Source organism: Streptomyces sp. NPDC002057, assembly GCF_040296665.1.
Taxonomy (GTDB): Bacteria; Actinomycetota; Actinomycetes; order Streptomycetales; family Streptomycetaceae; genus Streptomyces.
In genome coordinates, this window is sequence record NZ_JBEOXR010000006.1 from 31,837 (window position 1) to 47,687 (window position 15,851).

Here is a 15,851-nt window from a genome sequence, read left to right on the forward strand (position 1 = left end):
GGGGATGAAGACTTCCGAGTACATCGACGCGTTGGAGAGGGCCGGTCACGGTCTCGCCGAGGCCGCCGCCGCGGCCGGGGTGGACGCGGCGGTGCCGACGTGTCCGGAGTGGCGGATCCGGGACCTTCTGCGGCACACGACGATGGTGCACCGGTGGGCCACGGACCTCATCGCCGAGGCGCGGCCGGCGTACCGCCCGGCCGACGACGAGACCGCGCTCGACGGCGACGCGCTGCTGGCGTACTACCGCGAGGGGCACACGGGGCTCGTCGCGGCCCTGCGCGCGGCGCCGGAGACGCTGACGTGCTGGACCTTCCTCCCCGCCGACTCGCCGCTCGCCTTCTGGGCGCGGCGGCAGGCGCACGAGGCCACCGTCCACCGCGCGGACGCGGAGTCGGCGCTCCCGGGCGGTCCGGGGGCGGTCGACCCCGCGCTCGCCGCCGACGGCATCGACGAGCTGCTGCGCGGTTTCCACGGCCGGGACGGCAGCCGGGTGCGGACGCCCGGGCCCCGGACCCTGCGGGTGCGGGCGACCGACACGGGTGACGTCTGGACCGTACGGCTCTCGGCGGAGCCGCCCCGGGCGGAGCGCGGCGACGGGGCGGCGGCCGACACCGAACTGAGCGGCCCCGCCGACCGGTTGTACCTGACCCTGTGGAACCGGCTGCCCGTCGGCGCCGTGACGATCACCGGGGACGAGGGGCTCGCCCGGCTGTGGCGCGAGACCTCGGGGATCGGCTGAGCCAGGGCCAGACGGGAAGGTGACGACAGACCCTAGGCCAGCATCCGGGTCAGTACGTCGCGCTGCAGCGGCAGCACCTCCGCGTGGCGGGCGAGGCCCTTCTCGGTCAGCCTCACCTGGACACCGCGCCGGTCCTCGGGGCACATCCCGCGCAGGACCAGGCCGTCCTTCTCCAGGCGGGCGACCAGCCGGGACAGGGCGCTCTGGCTGAGGTGGACCCGCCCGGCCAGCTCCTGGACGCGCCAGGAGGCCGGGCCGTCCTCGGCCGCGCCCTCGGCGAGGACGTCGAGGACCTCGAAGTCGCTGGCTCCGAGTCCATGGGGATGGAGCGCCCGGTCGAGCTCACAGGTCGTACGGGCGTGCAGGGCGAGGACGTCACGCCACTCGTCCACGAGCGCGCGTTCGGGCTTGTTCGCTGCCATGACCGCACGTTAGCAGAAACGACCTCTTTTGTTGCACGGGAATTAAATGCGCTTGCATTCAATGCGTGCGCATGTACCGTGCTGCCCATGACCTCTCCGCTCACCGACGCGCCCGACTCCGTCCAGGAACGCTGGAGTCCGCGTCTCTGGGGCACCCTGCTCGTGCTCTGCGCCGCGATGTTCCTCGACGCCCTCGACGTCTCCATGGTCGGCGTCGCCCTGCCCTCGATCGCCACCGACCTCGGCCTCTCCACCGCCACGCTCCAGTGGATCGTGAGCGGCTACATCCTCGGCTACGGAGGCCTGCTGCTCCTCGGCGGGCGCGCCGCCGACCTGCTCGGCCGCCGCCGCGTCTTCCTCATCGCCCTCGCCGTCTTCGCGCTCGCCTCGCTGCTCGGCGGCCTCGTCGACTCCGGGCCGCTGCTGATCGCCAGCCGCTTCATCAAGGGCCTCAGCGCCGCCTTCACCGCCCCCGCCGGCCTGTCGATCATCACCACGACCTTCAAGGAGGGCCCCCAGCGCAACCGCGCCCTGGCCATCTACACCACCTGCGCGGCCACCGGCTTCTCCATGGGCCTGGTCCTGTCCGGGCTGCTCACCGAGCTGAGCTGGCGCTGGACCATGCTGCTCCCCGCCCCCGTCGCCCTGATCGCCCTCGTCTTCGCGCTGCGCCTCATCCCGCACAGCGCCCGCGAGAACTCCGCCGGCGGCTACGACCTGCCGGGCGCCGTCACCGGCACGTCCGCGATGCTGCTGCTCGTCTTCACCGTCGTCCAGGCCCCCGAGGTCGGCTGGACCTCCGCCCGCACCCTGCTGTCCTTCCTGGTGGCCGCCGCCCTGCTCGTCTCCTTCGTCCTGATCGAACGGCGCAGCGCGAGTCCCCTCGTACGGCTCGGGGTGCTGCGTTCCGGCTCGCAGGTACGGGCCCAGCTCGGCGCCGCCGCGTTCTTCGGCTCGTACGTCGCCTTCCAGTTCATCGTCACCCAGTACATGCAGTCCCTGCTGCACTGGTCCGCGCTCCAGACGGCCCTCGCCTTCCTGCCCGCCGGTGTGCTCGTGGCCCTCTCGTCCACCAAGATCGGCGGCATCGTGGACCGCTTCGGCACGCCCCGGGTCATCGCCGTCGGCTTCACGCTGCTCGTCGTCGCGTACGCGCTGTTCCTGCGGATCTCCCTGACCCCGCAGTACGCCGCCGTCATCCTGCCGTCGATGCTGCTCCTCGGCGCCGCCTGCGCCCTGGTGTTCCCCTCGCTCAACATCCAGGCCACCAACGGCGTGGACGACCACGAGCAGGGCATGGTGTCGGGGCTGCTCAACACCTCGATCCAGGTCGGCGGCGCGCTGTTCCTCGCCGTCGTCACCGCCGTGATCACGGCGGACGGCGGCGCGGGGGCCGCCTCCCCGCAGGCGGTCCTGGACCACTACCGTCCGGGCCTGGCCGTCGTCACCGTCATCGCGCTGGCCGGACTGCTCATCACCCTGCCAGGGCTCCGGAAGCAGCGGGGCGGGGAGCCGTCGGTCGTGGTGGCCCGTTCCACGCCCGCCGAGGCGAGCGGAACGGCGGCCGAAGACGCTCCCGCGAAGGTCGCCGTCCGCGACTGAGGCGCTCCCTCAGCCCAGCCAGCCGGGCCTGACGAGCCCCGACTCATAGGCCAGGACGACGAGTTGCGCCCGGTCCCGGGCGCCCAGCTTCACCATGGCCCGGCTGACGTGGGTCTTCGCGGTGAGCGGGCTGACGACCAGCCTGCGGGCGATCTCGTCGTTCGAGAGGCCTATCCCCACCAGGGCCATCACCTCCCGCTCGCGCTCGGTGAGGACACCGAGCGCGGCCGTGGCCGCCGGGGCCTTGGAACGGGCCGCGAACTCCTCGATCAGCCGGCGGGTGACGCCCGGCGAGAGCAGCGCGTCCCCGTGCACGACGGCGCGCACCGCCCGGAGGAGTTCCTCCGGCTCGGTGTCCTTCACGAGGAAGCCCGAGGCGCCGGCGCGGATCGCCTCGAAGACGTACTCGTCGAGTTCGAAGGTGGTCAGCATGACGACCCGGACCTCCCCGAGGTCCGGGTCGTCCGTGATGCGCCAGGTGGCCTCCAGACCGTCGAGCCGCGGCATCCGGATGTCCATGAGGACGACGTCGGGGCGCAGGTCGCGCGTCCGCTCCACGGCCTCGCCGCCGTCGGCGGCCTCCCCCGCCACCTCGATGTCCGGCTGGGCGTCGAGGAGCGCCCGGAACCCCGCCCTGACGAGCGACTGGTCGTCGGCGAGCAGCACGCGGATCACGGGGTCTCCTCCGGGCGGAGCGGGAGTGCGGCGTGGACGCGGAAGCCGCCGTCCGGGCGGGCGCCCGCCTCGATGGTGCCACCGAGGGCGGCGGCCCGCTCCCGCATGCCGGCGAGGCCGTTCCCGCTGCCGCCCGCCTCGGTGCCGGTGGCGGGGCCGTCGTCGTCGATCGTGAGCTCCAGGCGCCCGGAGCCGTACCCGACGCGCACCCGGGCCGTCCGGGAGCCGGAGTGGCGGACCACGTTGGTCAGCGCCTCCTGCACGATCCGGAAGGCGGCCAGGTCGGCGCCGGGCGGCGGGTCGGCGCGGGAGCCGGTCGTGGTGACGGTGACGGCGAGGCCCGCCGCCGCGGCCTGTTCGACGAGTTCGGGGAGCCGGCCGAGGCCGGGCGCGGGGGCGCGGGGCGCGTCGCCGGGGGTACGGAGGGTGGCGAGGACCTGGCGCACCTCGCCGAGCGCCTCCTTGCTGGCGGCCTTGATGGTGGTCAGCGCGGTCCTGGCCTGCTCGGGATCGGAGTCCAGGAGGGCGAGGCCCACCCCTGCCTGCACGTTGATCACGGAGATGGAGTGGGCGAGGACGTCGTGGAGTTCACGGGCGATGCGGAGCCGTTCCGCGTCGGCGCGGCGGCGCTCGGCGGCGGCCCGCTCGGCGCGCAGGTGGGCCCGCTGCTCACGCCGCACCCGGACCGTCTCGGACGCGGCCAGTACGGCGACGGCGAAGGCGGCGGCGGGCAGCTCCTGCCCCCAGGGGGCGGGGCCGTCGCCCGCCGGGGGCAGCCAGCGGTAGAGCCAGTGCGAGAGCAGCAGATGGCCGGCCCACAGCAGACCGAGGGCCCACGCGGCGGCGGTGCGGTGACCGTGCACGACCGCCGCGAAGCAGGCGACGGCGACCAGGACGAAGACCGGGCCGTACGGGTAGCCGGCCACGAGGTAGCCGAGCGTGACCGCCGCGACGCCGAACACCACGGGAACGGGGCGGCGGTGACGGAACAGCAGCGCGCCCGCGCCGAGGAGCAGCAGCGCCCGCCCCAGCGCGTCGAGCGCCTCCCGGTCGGGCTGGTTCCGGGCGGCGAACCCGGTGCCCGCCATGACGACCACGGCGATCAGCACCGTGGAGCGCCACGGCAGCCCCGGGCCGCCCTCACCCCGCCGCCACCGGCCCCACGCGCGGAGCGCGGCCCGTCGGCCCTCGCGTTCACGCCCGTCAGGCGCCCCCGGCGCGCGCGCCGGTCCCCCGTCTGCGCCCCCGTGCGGCCGCTCCTTTTCCATGCCCGCCACGCTAACGGCGCCGGGCCCGGCCGCACGTCAGCCCGGCGGGGTCATCGCGTCTACTCCCGGCGGAGTAGACGGGGCCCTGCCAGGCTCCGCGCGCTCAGGCGCAGCAGGCGTCCGGGGCGCCGGGGGTCTTGGCGAGGGTGTCGGCGTCGGCCTTGACGACGTACACCTCCCAGGGCTCCTTCCCGGGTCCGTGGACCCACACCTTGTCCTGGAGGGCGTAGCAGCAGGAGGTGTCGGTCTCCGGGAGGGTGGCGAGACCGGCCCGCGCCAGCCTGTCGGTGGCGGCGGCGACGTCCTCGGTGGAGCCGACCTCGACGCCGAGGTGGTCGAGGCGGGTGTCCTCCCCCGCCTCGCCCTCGATGAGGACGAGCTTGAGCGGCGGCTCGACGAGGGCGAAGTTCGCGTAGCCGGGACGACGCTTGGCGGGCTCGGCGCCGAACAGCCTGGAGTAGAAGGCGATCGAGCCTTCGAGGTCGGAGACGCGCAGGGCGAGCTGGACACGGGACATGGCGGGACTCCCCGATCGGGTTCCTGTACGGCGATCACCGGGGCCACGGCATCGAACGCCGCGCACCGCCTTGTATCGATGACCGTCGATATCTTGACCCCCAGGTTGCTCCTTGAAGAGACAGCCGTCAATATAGACACATGTCGAATCTGGAACGGCCGCCGCTCGCGCCGGACGCCGCCGAGGCCTGCTGCTCGCCGATGGTCCGGGAGCCCCTCGGCGCGGAGGCCGCCGTCGACCTCGCGCGGATGTTCAAGGCGCTGGCCGACCCCGTCCGCCTCCGACTGCTGTCCCTGATCGCCTCGCACGAGGGCGGCGAGGCCTGCGTCTGCGATCTGACCGGGCCGTTCGACGTGTCCCAGCCGACGATCTCCCACCATCTGAAGGTGCTCCGGGAGGCCGGACTGGTCGGCTCCGAGCGGCGTGGGACCTGGGTCTACTACTGGGTGCTGCCCGCCGCCCTGACGCGCCTCTCCTCGCTGCTCCGGGCTCCGGGGGAGGCGACCTCGGGGCCCGGCGCGCCCGAAGGGGCGGTGGAGTCGGTCGCGGCGGTCGAGTCGGTCGGGGCAGTCGGGGCGGCGGGGACCACCGGGGCCTCCCGGTGAGCTCCACGGCTTCGCTCGGGCGCCGGGCGGCTGCCGAATTCGTCGGCACCGGCGCGCTCGTCGCCGTGGTGGTGGGCTCCGGAATCCAGGCCTCCCGGCTCAGCGAGGACGTCGGAGTGCAGCTGCTCGCCAACGCGGTGGCGACCGTGTTCGGCCTCGGCGTCCTCATCGCCCTGCTCGGACCCGTCTCGGGCGCCCACTTCAACCCGGTCGTCACCCTGGCGTCCTGGGCGACCGGCCGCCGCTCCGGCGACCGCGCCGGACCGCACGCGCGCGAGGTCGCCGCCTACCTGCCCGCGCAGATCGCCGGGGCGGCCCTGGGCGCGGTCCTCGCGGACGCGATGTTCGCCGAGCCGCTGCTCCGGTGGTCCACGCAGGAGCGGTCCGCCCCACACCTGTGGCTGGGTGAGGTCGTGGCGACCTCGGGCCTGGTGCTGCTGGTCCTCGGACTGAACCGGGCCGGGCGCGCGCACCTCGCCCCGGTCGCCGTGGCCGCCTACATCGGCTCGGCCTACTGGTTCACCTCGTCCACCAGCTTCGCCAACCCGGCCGTCACCGCCGGCCGCGCCCTCACCGACACCTTCGCCGGCATCGCACCCGGCTCTGTGCCGATGTTCGTCGTCGCGCAACTGGGCGGACTGATCGCCGGACTCGCACTGTTCGTCCTGCTGTTCGGCCGCCGCGCGGCCGCGTCCGGGTCCGCGGCCGCAGCCGCCGGCGAGTCCGCGGCCGTACCCGGTCCCGCACCGGAGCCCGCTGTCCCGTCCGCGCCCGCGCCCGTCCCCGTACCCGCGTCTCCTCCCGCCCGTGAAGGAAGTGCCCGCCCGTGAGCGCCACCCCGGTCCCGTCCGTCCTGTTCGTCTGCGTGCACAACGCCGGACGCTCCCAGATGGCCGCCGCGTTCCTCACCCACCTGGGGCGGGGACGCGTCCAGGTGCGCTCGGCCGGGTCCGCTCCGGCCGACGCGGTGAACCCGGCCGTCGTCGAGGCCCTCGACGAGGTCGGCATCGACATCTCGGCCGAGACCCCGAAGGTGCTCACCGTCGAGGCGGTACGGGAATCCGACGTGGTCGTCACCATGGGCTGCGGCGACGCCTGCCCGTACTTCCCGGGCAAGCGGTATCTCGACTGGCGGCTGGACGACCCGGCAGGCCAGGGCGTCGCCGCCGTACGCCCGATCCGCGACCGGATCGAGCACCTCGTCCGAGAACTGCTCGCCGAGCTCGGCATCGAGGTGGCTGCCGCGTGACCGGCGGCGTGACCGGTCGGGCCGGGGACTCCGGCACCGGTGGGGGCGAGGGCTCCGTGCGGATCGTCGCGATGCTGCCCGCGCACGCCGAACAGGTACTGGAGATCTACCGGCTCGGCATCGAGGGCGGCGACGCCACGTTCGAGACGGCCGCACCCACCTGGGAGGCGTTCGACGGCACCCGGGCACCGGAGCACCGCCCGGTGGCCGTCGACGAGGGCGGCCGGGTCCTCGGCTGGGCGGCCGTCACACCCCTCTCCGACCGGTGCGTGTACGCCGGAGTCGTCGAGCACTCCGTCTACGTCCACCCCGACGCCCGTGGTCGCGGCATCGGACTGGCCCTGCTCACGGAGCTGCTGACGTCCACCGAGGCGGCCGGGATCTGGACGGTCCAGTCGGGCATCTTCCCGGAGAACACGGCCAGCCTCGCCCTCCACGCCAGGGCCGGCTTCCGCGTCGTCGGCACCCGCGAGCGGCTGGGGCGCCACCGGGGAGTGTGGCGGGACGTCGTCCTCGTCGAACGCCGCAGCCCCGCGATCGGCTGACCGGCCCCCGGGCGCTCCCGCGCACCGCGCCGGGCGCTCCCCGCGCACCGCGTCCGTCTCAGCCGCGCGGCAGCAGGCCCACGTCCTGGCCGAGCCGGCGTGCGGCCGTCGCGAAGAACGTGTCGCGGTCCTCGACGATGTTCTGGAAGTGGCCGAACAGCTCGAAGGAGACGAGGCCGAACAGCTGCGACCAGGCGGCCACGAGCGTGACCGCGAGGGCCGGGGGGAGGTCCGGGGCGATGTCGGCGGCCAGGCGGGCGGCTTCCGGGGCGAGCGCCTCCGGGAGCGGGACGAGGGCGACGCCCTCACCGTGATGCGCGCCGCGTGTGATCTCGATGAGGACGAGGCCGACGCGGGCGGCGGGCCCGATGGTGTCCTGGGGCGCGGTGTAGCCGGGCACCGGTGAGCCGTAGATCAGGGCGTACTCGTGCGGGTGGGCGACGGCCCAGGCGCGGACCGCCCGGCAGACCGCGGTCCAGCGGTCCAGGGGCCGCTGCCCCGCGGTCGCCGAGGCCGCCTGTTCGGCGGCGGCGCCGAGGGCGTCGTAGGCGTCGACGATCAGGGCGGTGAGCAGGTCGTCGCGGCTCGGGAAGTAGCGGTAGAGCGCGGACGACACCATGCCCAGCTCGCGGGCGACCGCCCGCAGGGAGAGCTTGGCGGCGCCTTCGGCGGCGAGCTGGGTGCGGGCCTCGTCCTTGATGGCGGCGGTGATCTCGATACGGGCGCGGGCGCGGGCTCCTTGAACGGTCGTCATGGAGAGCAGTGTATCCACTTTCGGATCGGTGATTCGAAATGAGAGCACTGCTCTTGCTTGGGAGCAGGGATACGTGCACACTGGTCTCAAGCGAGAGCAGTGCTCACACTTTGCTTCCGCGGTTGCCCCGCCCCTCGGCTCCGATCCCGCAGGAGGACCCCATGACCCCTCAGCCCGCCGCCCAGCCCTCCGGCTCGAACGGCTCCCCCGGCTCGAACGGCTCTCCCGGTCCGAACAGCTCCGCCGACTCCCCCGGCGCGCACAGCTCCGCACCCGCCGCCCACGTCATGAAGCCCGGCTGGATCACGGTGAACGTCCTCAACCGCGCGGTCGCCTGGATGACCCGACGCGGCATCAGCGTCCGGGGGTCCCGCGTACTGGCCGTCCGCGGCCGCAAGAGCGGCGAGTGGCGCCGTACCCCCGTCAACCTCCTCACCGTGGACGGCGTCCGGTACCTCGTGGCCCCGCGCGGACACGTCCAGTGGACCCACAACATGCGGGCCGCGGGCGGCGGGCAGCTGATCCTCGGCAAGCACACGCAGGACTTCACCGTCACCGAGGTCGCCGACGACGACAAGCCCGCGCTGCTCCGCGCCTACCTCAAGCGCTGGAAGGCGGAGGTCGGCGTCTTCTTCGGCGGTGTCGGCCCCGACTCCTCCGACGCGGAGCTGCGCGCCATCGCCCCCAAGCACCCCGTCTTCCGTGTCACGCCGACGGGCTCCGCCACCCCGGCCGCGTGAACCGGCCGGAGCGGCGGAGCCCGTCGGCCGCACTCACTTCGTCTCCTGCGGTCGCCTCGACCGCTTCGCTCGCCTCAGCCGCTTCGCTCAGACCGCTTCAGGGGCCTGCGGCTTCTCGGGGGCCTCGGCGTCGGGGGCGTTCGTCGCCTCGCCCTGGCCCTCGTCGAGGACCTCGCCCTCCGGCGCCGACCGCTCGCGCTGGCCGACCCCGCGGCCCGCGGGTCCGACACCCGTCGTGGTGTCCATCCGCCGGTCCAGCAGCTCCAGCGCCCGTCGGGCCATGCCGTTCGAGCGGACCATGCCGCCGAGCGTCGCGGAACCCCGCGTGATGTCCGCGAAGGCGTTCCAGGCCGGGCGCACCCCGGTGAGCGTCGCGTGCAGCAGTCCCGGCCGGCGCTCGAAGACGGCGAGCATCCGGCGGCCGACCGCCATCTCGACACCGAGCCCGGCCTTGATGGCGAAGGCGTAGTTCAGGGCCTGACGGCGGGCGTCGACCGCGTCGTTGGCCTCGGCGACCCGTACCGCCCACTCACCGGCGAGGCGGCCCGAGCGGAGCGCGTACGAGATGCCCTCGCGCGTCCAGGGCTCCAGGAGCCCGGCCGCGTCGCCGCAGACGAGGACACGGCCGCGGGAGAGCGGCGAGTCGTCGGTGCGGCAGCGCGTCAGATGACCGGAGGAGACCGAGGGCTCGAAGCCTGCGAGGCCGAGCCTCGCGACGAAGTCCTCCATGTACCGCTTGGTGGCGGCGCCCTCGCCGCGCGCCGAGATGACGCCGACGGTCAGCGTGTCGCCCTTGGGGAAGACCCACCCGTAACTTCCGGGCATCGGGCCCCAGTCGATGAGGACGCGGCCCTTCCAGTCCTCGGCCACGGACGGGGGTACGGGGATCTCCGCCTCCAGTCCCAGGTCGACCTGGCCGAGCTTGACCCCCACATGGGCGCCTATGCGACTGGCGCTGCCGTCGGCGCCGACGACCGCGCGGGCGAGCACGGTCTCGCCGTCGGAGAGGACCACGGCGACGGTCCGCCGGTCCGGGACCGCCGGGCCGTGCTGCTCCACGCGGGTCACCATGGCGCCGGTCCGCAGTTCGGCCCCGGCCTTCTGGGCGTGCTCGACGAGCTGCGCGTCGAACTCCGGGCGGTTGATGAGCCCGAAGAGCATCTTGCGCGAGCGGCGGGTGCGGGCGAAGCGTCCGTCCAGGGAGAAGGTGACGGCGTGCACCCGGTCCTGGAGGGGCAGTTCGAAGCCGGGCGGCAGGGAGTCGCGGGAGGGTCCGATGATGCCGCCGCCGCAGGTCTTGTAGCGGGGCAGTTCGGCCTTCTCCAGGAGCAGGACCCGGCGTCCGGCGACGGCCGCCGCGTAGGCCGCGGAGGCGCCGGCCGGTCCGGCGCCGACGACCACGACGTCCCAGACGTCGGCCGACTCGTCGTCCTCGTCGGCCGCGTACGCCGCGTCCGCCACTGCCGTCTCGTCCGGCGTCTCGTCCGGCGAGGCCGGGCCGTCCGACACCACGTCACCCGCGCCATGGACCGCGGCGTCCGCGGTCCCGTCCACCGTTCCGTCCGTGGTCCCGTCCGTGACCGCGTCCGACGCGGCGGTGTCCGGTACCGATTCCCTCGCCGACTCCACACCGATGCCCTCAGGAGCCGCGCCTTCGGGCGCGGTGTTCTCCGGACCGGCGTTCTCTGCGTGCTCGCTGCTCACGATGTGCTTCTGCTCCTGATCCGACCGGTGGTCTGCTCCTGACGCATCCTACGGCGCGGTAGCCAGAGCCCCGCGCCGTAGGATCGGCGGTGCGTTCGCCGTACCACGACATACGCCGAACGCCGTCCTTACGTCGTAACGTCGCACCCATCAGGAGCGTGCCCATGACCTCGAATCCGATCGCCGAGACCGTACGGTCCCTGATGCCCCGGGCCAAGGCCGAGCTCACGGAGCTGGTGGCCTTCGAGTCGGTGGCGGACGAGGCCGTGGCGCCGCGCAGCGAGTGCGAGGCCGCGGCCGGCTGGGTCGCGGACGCCCTGCGCGCCGAGGACTTCCAGGACGTGGCGCTGCTGGACACCCCGGACGGTTCGCAGTCGGTGTACGGCATCCTGCCCGGCCCGGCCGGGGCGCCGACCGTCCTTCTCTACGCGCACTACGACGTACAGCCGAAGCTGGACGAGTCCGCCTGGCTCACCCCGCCGTTCGAGCTGACCGAGCGGAACGGCCGCTGGTACGGGCGTGGCACCGCCGACTGCAAGGGCGGCTTCATCCTGCACCTGCTCGCGCTGCGCGCCCTCAAGGCGAACGGCGGCGTGCCCGTGACGGTCAAGATGATCGTCGAGGGTTCGGAGGAGCAGGGCACCGGCGGTCTGGAGCGGTACGCCGAGCAGCACCCCGACGTGCTGGCCGCCGACACGATCGTGATCGGCGACGCGGGCAACTTCCGCGTGGGCCTGCCGACCGTGACCGCGACCCTGCGCGGTATGACGATGATCCGGGTGGGGATCGACACCCTGGAGGGCAACCTGCACTCCGGTCAGTTCGGCGGTGCCGCGCCGGACGCGCTGGCCGCGCTGATCCGCGTACTGGACTCGCTGCGCGGCCCGGACGGCTCGACCGTCATCGACGGGCTGCCGGGCGACCAGGTCTGGGAGGGGCTGCAGTACCCGGAGGAGGACTTCCGTCAGGACGCCAAGGTCCTCGCCGGGGTGGCACTGCCGGGCGCCGGCACGGTCGCCGACCGGATCTGGGCGCGTCCGGCCGTCACGGTCATCGGCATCGACTGCCACCCGGTGGCCGGGGCCACCCCCTCGATCCCGGCGTCGGCCCGTGCCCAGCTCAGCCTGCGGGTGCCGCCGGGCCTGGACTCGGCCGAGGTGACGAAGCTGCTCTTCGCGCACATCGAGAAGCACACCCCGTGGAACGCCCGGGTCTCCCTCGAACAGGTCGGCCAGGGCCAGCCCTTCCAGGCGGACACGTCGAGCCCCGCGTACGCCTCGATGGCGGAGGCCATGCGGATCGCGTACCCCGGTGAGGAGATGCAGACGGCGGGCATGGGCGGCTCGATCCCGCTGTGCAACACGCTGGCGTCGCTGTACCCGGAGTCGGAGATCCTGCTGATCGGGCTGAGCGAGCCGGAGGCGCAGATCCACGCGCCCAACGAGTCCGTGTCGCCCGAGGAGCTGGAGCGCCTGTCGGTGGCCGAGGCGCACTTCCTGGTCAACTACGCGCGCTCGAAGCAGGTCTGACGACTCGTCGAGGCCGCCCCCGGTCGACCGGTCCCGGTCGATCGCTCCCAGCCCGCCGAACGCTGAACAGGCCGGTCCCGGCCGATCGCTCCCAGCCCGCCGAACGCTGAACAGGCCGGTCCCGGCCGAGCGCTCCCAGCCGGCCGTTCAGCGTTCGGCGAAGCTCGCCGAGAGCGTAGAAGCCCACGGTGGACCTGCGCGGATGCGTAGGTTCGCCGTATGGAACCCCTACGGATCACCCCGCGCCTGCACCTCCTCGACTTCTCCATCGGCCAGGCCTACCTCTGGCAGGACGACGAGGAGCTGACCCTGATCGACGCCGGCTGGGCCGGTACGGCGTCCGGGACGGCCACGGCGATACGGGCGGCCGGACTGGACCCGGACCGGCTGCGCCGCATCGTGCTGACGCACTGCCACCGCGACCACGTCGGTGCGGCGCGGGAGCTGGCGGACCGGTACGGCGCCGAGATCCTCGCGCACCGGCTGGACGCTCCGGTGATCCGGGGCGAGGCGCCGGTCCCCGAGCCCGACCTGCTGGACTGGGAGCTCCCGCTGTTCGAGCACGGTCTGACGGTGCCGGAGGCGCCGCCGACCCGGGTGGACCGGGAGGTCGAGGACGGCGAGGAGCTCGGTTTCGGCGACGGGGCGGTCGTGGTCCACACCCCCGGCCACACACCCGGCTCGATCGCCGTCCATCTTCCGCGCCACGGCGTGCTGTTCACCGGGGACACGGTGGCCTCGGTCCAGGGCGTGACCTTCGGTGTGTTCCACGTCGACCGCGCACTCGCCATGGAGTCGATGCGCGCGCTCGCGAAGCTCGCGCCTTCGGTGCTGTGCTGCGGCCACGGCGCCCCGGTGACCCGGGACACGGCGGCCCTGCTCGCCGCCGCGGTCGCGTAGCGACGAGGTCCGCGGCGGCCGTGCGGAGGACCAGGGCGGCGCCGAGACCCCTGTCGGCGCCTCAGCCCACCGGGACTCCCGCCTCCAGGTTGAGCACGGTGCCCCGTTCGCGGGCGCGCAGGGCCCAGCGGAGGCGCCGGTAGCGGACGGGTGGCAGGAGGTCGGCGGCCTCCTCCTCGGTGACGAAGCGCCAGCCGCGGAGTTCGGCGCCGGGGAGGTGGAGGCGTTCGGTGTCGGCGGGGTCGAGTCTGCCTCCGTCGAAGAGGAGGCGCAGCCCGCCGTGGCCGGGGGGCTGGGGGCGTTCCCAGTCGACGAGCAGGAGGCGGGGCACGGCGTCGAGTTCAAGGCCTATCTCCTCGGCCACCTCGCGCATCCCGGCGCGGGCGGGAGGTTCCCCGGTCTCGACGACACCGCCGGGGAACTCCCAGCCGGGCTTGTAGGTGGGGTCGACGAGCAGGAAGCGGTCCTGCTCGTCGAAGAGGAGGACGCCGGCGGCGAGGGTCTCGCGGGTGGGCTCGGGGGTCTGGACGATGGAGCAGGGGGCGGCGAGGCCGGAGCGGACCGCGTCGGCGACGGACCGGGCGGCCTCGGCCACGGTGAGGGCCGAGGTGTCGACGGTGTACGCGTCGGCGGCGAGCCAGTCGAGCGCGGCCCGGTAGGGCGCGACGTGGCCGTGGCACCACGCGCGGACGCGGGCGTCGACCTCGGGGTCCCCGTACTCCGCCCGGTTGTCGATCCGCTGACGCAGGATCGTTTCCTCCGGAGCGAGCAGGACGTGGCGCACCTCGATGCGGCGGGCGGCGAGCCCGCCGAAGATCTCGTCCCGGTACTCCTGGCGGAGCAGGGTCATGGGGACGACGAGGACGCCGCCGACCTCGGCGAGCAGCGCGGCGGCCGTGTCGACCACCAGCCGCCGCCAGATCGGCAGGTCCTGGTAGTCCTCGACCTCGTCGAGCCGCTTGGCCGGGAGGAGGCGGCGCAGCCCCCCGCCGGTGAGCTCGGGGTCGTACAGCGTGCTGTTCGGGATCAGATCGACCAGCTCGCGCGCGGTGCTGGACTTTCCCGCGCCGAACGTCCCGTTGATCCAGACGATCACGATTCCCCCTCTTCGGTAGCCCCCAGTGGCTTGCCCGCAACACCCTGCCACGGAAACCCGCGACGGCGTGTCTCGGCATGTGCGTGACACTTCCGGGCAGCCGTCGTTGAGAACGGCAAGCACGAGGGGGTGCGGAGAATGAGTCGTAGGGTTCTCGAACGTTTCCCGGCCGGCGGCCCGCGGGGCAGCTGGCCGGCGGAGGAATTCGCCGGGGCGCGACGGGACGAGGGGGTGCCGGCCCGGGTCGTGATGGACCTGGAGTCCGACACGTTCCTGGTGATCGTGGAGCAGCGGACGCTGGAGCGGGTACGGGAGGAGTGACGGGCTCGGGGGTTCGGCGCCCCGGCCCGTCCGGCTGCCGCGCTCCGGCGTCAGGACAGTGAGTCCGCCCCCGCGCGCCGCCCGTGCGCCCCGCTCGACGCCGCGGCCGCCGCGCCGAGGAGGCCCGCGTCGGTGCCGGTGAGGGCCGGGACGACGGTCAGGTCCCGGACGAAGGAGAGCGTGGCGTACCTGCCGAGGCTGCGCCGGAGCGGGGCGAAGAGGATCTCGCCCGCGCCCGCCACCCCGCCGCCGACGACCGCGATGTCGATCTCGACGAGGGCCGCCGTCGCGGCGATGCCCGCCGCGAGCGCCTGCGCGGCCCGCTCGAAGGAGGCGACGGCGATCGGGTCCCCCGCGCGCGCGGCGGCGGCCACCGCGGCGGCGGAGACGTCGCCGTCGGGCCCGGGGCGCCAGCCGTTCTCCAGCGCGCGGCGGGCGAGGTTCGGGCCGCTGGCGACGCGTTCGACGCAGCCGCGCCCGCCGCAGGCGCAGGGCTCGCCGTCCATGTCCACCACGATGTGGCCGATGTGACCGGCGTTGCCGGTGGGGCCGGGGTGGACCCGGCCGCCGAGGACGAGGCCGCCGCCGACGCCCGTGGAGACCACCAGGCACAGGGCGTTGTCGTGGCCGCGGGCGGCGCCGAGCCAGTGCTCGGCGGCGGTCATGGCGACGCCGTCGCCGACCAGGGTGACGGGGCGTCCGCCGGTCGCCCGGTGGACCCGTTCGACGAGGGGGTAGTCGCGCCAGCCGGGCACGTTGACCGGGCTGACCGTGCCGCGGAACGCGTCGACCGGGCCCGCGCTGCCGATGCCGACGGCCCCGGCGGCCTCCCACAGGGGCGAGGCGGCGAGCTCGGCGAGCACGCCCTCGACCGCTCCCATGACCGTCTCGCCGTCCTCGCGCGCGGGCGTGGGCCGTTGGGAGCGGACACGGACGCGACCCCCGCCGTCGACGAGGGCGCCGGCGATCTTGGTTCCCCCGATGTCGAGGGCGACGACGAGACCGTCGGCGGGGCCCGTGGCGGGATCGGTCTGCATGGGCGCGGGGTCTCCACTCGGCGGCGGCGGAACGGTGTTCCGCGGGCGGACGGACGGAACGGTGTTCCGTACAGTCTCCCCTGCCGTGACAACGTTGTCCAGGCCCTATGCTTCGACCAGAGGCACCACACCGATCCCGACGGAG

General features: G+C 74.1%; 18 protein-coding genes. 10 read left to right on the forward strand and 8 right to left on the reverse strand.

What is annotated here, in order from left to right; translation table 11 throughout:
• The first annotated feature begins 4 nt into the window (after nt 1-4).
• A complete protein-coding gene (locus tag ABT129_RS07205; protein WP_351898075.1) occupies nt 5-742 on the forward strand; it encodes a maleylpyruvate isomerase family mycothiol-dependent enzyme in 738 nt (245 codons plus the stop codon).
• A 32-nt stretch (nt 743-774) separates the two neighbouring features.
• On the opposite strand, the gene ABT129_RS07210 is transcribed toward ABT129_RS07205, so the two are convergent.
• On the reverse strand, nt 775-1,164 hold the full coding sequence (locus tag ABT129_RS07210; RefSeq protein ID WP_351897672.1) for a MarR family winged helix-turn-helix transcriptional regulator: 390 nt from the start codon (nt 1,162-1,164) through the stop codon (nt 775-777).
• A gap of 87 nt (nt 1,165-1,251) precedes the next feature.
• On the opposite strand from ABT129_RS07210, the gene ABT129_RS07215 reads away from it, so the two are divergent.
• On the forward strand, nt 1,252-2,766 hold the full coding sequence (locus tag ABT129_RS07215) for an MFS transporter (RefSeq protein WP_351897674.1): 1,515 nt from the start codon (nt 1,252-1,254) through the stop codon (nt 2,764-2,766).
• Nucleotides 2,767-2,775: 9 nt separating this feature from the next.
• Here the strand turns inward: ABT129_RS07215 and ABT129_RS07220 are convergent, their stop codons facing one another.
• The 3 genes from ABT129_RS07220 to ABT129_RS07230 form a co-directional block, all read right to left on the reverse strand.
• Nucleotides 2,776-3,441, reverse strand: a complete 666-nt coding sequence (locus ABT129_RS07220; RefSeq protein ID WP_351897677.1) for a response regulator transcription factor — start codon at nt 3,439-3,441, stop codon at nt 2,776-2,778.
• A complete protein-coding gene (locus ABT129_RS07225) occupies nt 3,438-4,709 on the reverse strand; it encodes a sensor histidine kinase (RefSeq protein WP_351897679.1) in 1,272 nt (423 codons plus the stop codon). Before ABT129_RS07225 ends, ABT129_RS07220 begins: the two co-directional genes overlap by 4 nt.
• Nucleotides 4,710-4,812: 103 nt before the next feature.
• Nucleotides 4,813-5,226 (reverse strand): ArsI/CadI family heavy metal resistance metalloenzyme, encoded by a 414-nt coding sequence (locus ABT129_RS07230; protein ID WP_351897682.1) that lies wholly within the window; start codon nt 5,224-5,226, stop codon nt 4,813-4,815.
• A 200-nt stretch (nt 5,227-5,426) separates the two neighbouring features.
• Here ABT129_RS07230 and ABT129_RS07235 point away from each other — a divergent pair, with 200 nt between their 5' ends.
• The 4 genes from ABT129_RS07235 (at nt 5,427) to ABT129_RS07250 (ending at nt 7,625) form a co-directional block, all read left to right on the forward strand.
• Nucleotides 5,427-5,831 (forward strand): ArsR/SmtB family transcription factor, encoded by a 405-nt coding sequence (locus ABT129_RS07235; RefSeq protein WP_351898077.1) that lies wholly within the window; start codon nt 5,427-5,429, stop codon nt 5,829-5,831.
• Entirely contained in the window at nt 5,828-6,661 is an 834-nt protein-coding gene (locus tag ABT129_RS07240) for an aquaporin (protein ID WP_351897684.1), read from the forward strand. Before ABT129_RS07235 ends, ABT129_RS07240 begins: the two co-directional genes overlap by 4 nt.
• Complete coding sequence (locus tag ABT129_RS07245) at nt 6,658-7,080, forward strand: arsenate reductase ArsC (RefSeq protein WP_351897687.1); 423 nt, start codon at nt 6,658-6,660, stop codon at nt 7,078-7,080. The genes ABT129_RS07240 and ABT129_RS07245 overlap by 4 nt, the downstream gene beginning before the upstream one ends.
• Nucleotides 7,081-7,151: 71 nt before the next feature.
• Nucleotides 7,152-7,625, forward strand: coding sequence for a GNAT family N-acetyltransferase (locus tag ABT129_RS07250; protein WP_351898080.1), 474 nt, complete (start codon nt 7,152-7,154; stop codon nt 7,623-7,625).
• 58 nt (nt 7,626-7,683) lie between these two features.
• Here ABT129_RS07250 and ABT129_RS07255 read toward each other — a convergent pair whose 3' ends face one another.
• Nucleotides 7,684-8,379, reverse strand: a complete 696-nt coding sequence (locus ABT129_RS07255; protein WP_351897689.1) for a TetR/AcrR family transcriptional regulator — start codon at nt 8,377-8,379, stop codon at nt 7,684-7,686.
• Nucleotides 8,380-8,666: 287 nt separating this feature from the next.
• Here ABT129_RS07255 and ABT129_RS07260 point away from each other — a divergent pair, with 287 nt between their 5' ends.
• Complete coding sequence (locus tag ABT129_RS07260) at nt 8,667-9,119, forward strand: nitroreductase family deazaflavin-dependent oxidoreductase (protein WP_351898082.1); 453 nt, start codon at nt 8,667-8,669, stop codon at nt 9,117-9,119.
• 87 nt (nt 9,120-9,206) lie between these two features.
• Here ABT129_RS07260 and ABT129_RS07265 read toward each other — a convergent pair whose 3' ends face one another.
• On the reverse strand, nt 9,207-10,580 hold the full coding sequence (locus ABT129_RS07265) for a geranylgeranyl reductase family protein (protein ID WP_351898084.1): 1,374 nt from the start codon (nt 10,578-10,580) through the stop codon (nt 9,207-9,209).
• Between the two features lie 407 nt (nt 10,581-10,987).
• On the opposite strand from ABT129_RS07265, the gene ABT129_RS07270 reads away from it, so the two are divergent.
• A complete protein-coding gene (locus ABT129_RS07270; protein WP_351897691.1) occupies nt 10,988-12,352 on the forward strand; it encodes a dipeptidase in 1,365 nt (454 codons plus the stop codon).
• 219 nt (nt 12,353-12,571) lie between these two features.
• On the forward strand, nt 12,572-13,252 hold the full coding sequence (locus tag ABT129_RS07275; RefSeq protein WP_351897694.1) for an MBL fold metallo-hydrolase: 681 nt from the start codon (nt 12,572-12,574) through the stop codon (nt 13,250-13,252).
• A 61-nt stretch (nt 13,253-13,313) separates the two neighbouring features.
• On the opposite strand, the gene ABT129_RS07280 is transcribed toward ABT129_RS07275, so the two are convergent.
• Nucleotides 13,314-14,348, reverse strand: coding sequence for an NUDIX hydrolase (locus ABT129_RS07280; RefSeq protein WP_351897696.1), 1,035 nt, complete (start codon nt 14,346-14,348; stop codon nt 13,314-13,316).
• A 138-nt stretch (nt 14,349-14,486) separates the two neighbouring features.
• Here ABT129_RS07280 and ABT129_RS07285 point away from each other — a divergent pair, with 138 nt between their 5' ends.
• Nucleotides 14,487-14,669: a DUF8839 family protein gene (locus ABT129_RS07285; RefSeq protein WP_351897699.1), complete on the forward strand. Its 183-nt coding sequence runs from the start codon at nt 14,487-14,489 to the stop codon at nt 14,667-14,669.
• Nucleotides 14,670-14,719: 50 nt separating this feature from the next.
• On the opposite strand, the gene ABT129_RS07290 is transcribed toward ABT129_RS07285, so the two are convergent.
• On the reverse strand, nt 14,720-15,706 hold the full coding sequence (locus tag ABT129_RS07290) for an ROK family protein (protein ID WP_351897701.1): 987 nt from the start codon (nt 15,704-15,706) through the stop codon (nt 14,720-14,722).
• Nucleotides 15,707-15,851: the final 145 nt, after the last annotated feature.

Coding starts and splice junctions, on each gene's coding strand:
- ABT129_RS07205 (WP_351898075.1), top strand. CDS start 5: ATGAAGACTTCCGAGTACATCGACGCGTTGGAGAGGGCCGGTCACGGT.
- ABT129_RS07210 (WP_351897672.1), bottom strand. CDS start 1,164: ATGGCAGCGAACAAGCCCGAACGCGCGCTCGTGGACGAGTGGCGTGAC.
- ABT129_RS07215 (WP_351897674.1), top strand. CDS start 1,252: ATGACCTCTCCGCTCACCGACGCGCCCGACTCCGTCCAGGAACGCTGG.
- ABT129_RS07225 (WP_351897679.1), bottom strand. CDS start 4,709: ATGGAAAAGGAGCGGCCGCACGGGGGCGCAGACGGGGGACCGGCGCGC.
- ABT129_RS07230 (WP_351897682.1), bottom strand. CDS start 5,226: ATGTCCCGTGTCCAGCTCGCCCTGCGCGTCTCCGACCTCGAAGGCTCG.
- ABT129_RS07235 (WP_351898077.1), top strand. CDS start 5,427: ATGGTCCGGGAGCCCCTCGGCGCGGAGGCCGCCGTCGACCTCGCGCGG.
- ABT129_RS07250 (WP_351898080.1), top strand. CDS start 7,152: ATGCTGCCCGCGCACGCCGAACAGGTACTGGAGATCTACCGGCTCGGC.
- ABT129_RS07255 (WP_351897689.1), bottom strand. CDS start 8,379: ATGACGACCGTTCAAGGAGCCCGCGCCCGCGCCCGTATCGAGATCACC.
- ABT129_RS07260 (WP_351898082.1), top strand. CDS start 8,667: ATGAAGCCCGGCTGGATCACGGTGAACGTCCTCAACCGCGCGGTCGCC.
- ABT129_RS07270 (WP_351897691.1), top strand. CDS start 10,988: ATGACCTCGAATCCGATCGCCGAGACCGTACGGTCCCTGATGCCCCGG.
- ABT129_RS07275 (WP_351897694.1), top strand. CDS start 12,572: ATGGAACCCCTACGGATCACCCCGCGCCTGCACCTCCTCGACTTCTCC.
- ABT129_RS07285 (WP_351897699.1), top strand. CDS start 14,487: ATGAGTCGTAGGGTTCTCGAACGTTTCCCGGCCGGCGGCCCGCGGGGC.
- ABT129_RS07290 (WP_351897701.1), bottom strand. CDS start 15,706: ATGCAGACCGATCCCGCCACGGGCCCCGCCGACGGTCTCGTCGTCGCC.